We start from the raw sequence: 506 nt of genomic DNA, 5'->3' as shown, positions 1-506 counted from the left end.
TGACGGCGGGCAAGGGATTGCAGCAAAGATCGAGACTGAGCATTGCCAGGAGCAACCAGAATCGGCCGGACGAATGGATCGGTGGTGGGCTCCGACAAAGCTGCTACGACGGCGTCACTGACGCAGCGCCAGGAATGGAAGACCTTCACCACACCGGCCATCGACGCACCTCCTCGTGATAGCTCGGCCTTCTGCCGAACTGATTAATCAGTTTAGTGGCGAGTCATGACAAGTTGACGAGTCAGCTGTGGTACACGTGCGGAACACTCACAATGCCACGGCGGCATGTTGCTGTCGGTCACGACCCTTATGGTGATCGCTGTGAGAACCCGAACGGCAGATGCGATTCTGGCGGCACTGGATCCTGAACAGGTTAAGGTTGCGAAGACCTTCGATGTTCCAGTGTGCGTCATAGCTGGTGCCGGGACAGGTAAAACTCGTGCTGTCACTCATCGCATTGCCTACGGCGCAGTGACAGGCAAGCTTGATCCGCGTCGTACCCTCGC

The 506-nt window shown here is 57.5% G+C and carries 1 protein-coding gene; it reads left to right on the top strand.

The window, feature by feature from the left end; genetic code table 11:
* Positions 1-285: 285 nt before the first annotated feature.
* On the top strand, positions 286-506 hold a 221-nt coding region (locus O7A61_RS32375; protein WP_337133201.1), incomplete at its 3' end, for a UvrD-helicase domain-containing protein.

Source organism: Mesorhizobium sp. Cs1321R2N1 (assembly GCF_037179725.1).
GTDB lineage: Bacteria > Pseudomonadota > Alphaproteobacteria > Rhizobiales > Rhizobiaceae > Mesorhizobium > Mesorhizobium salmacidum.
The sequence above is the reverse complement of the archived record's forward strand: the minus strand, read 5'-3'. Positions and strand labels throughout refer to the sequence as shown.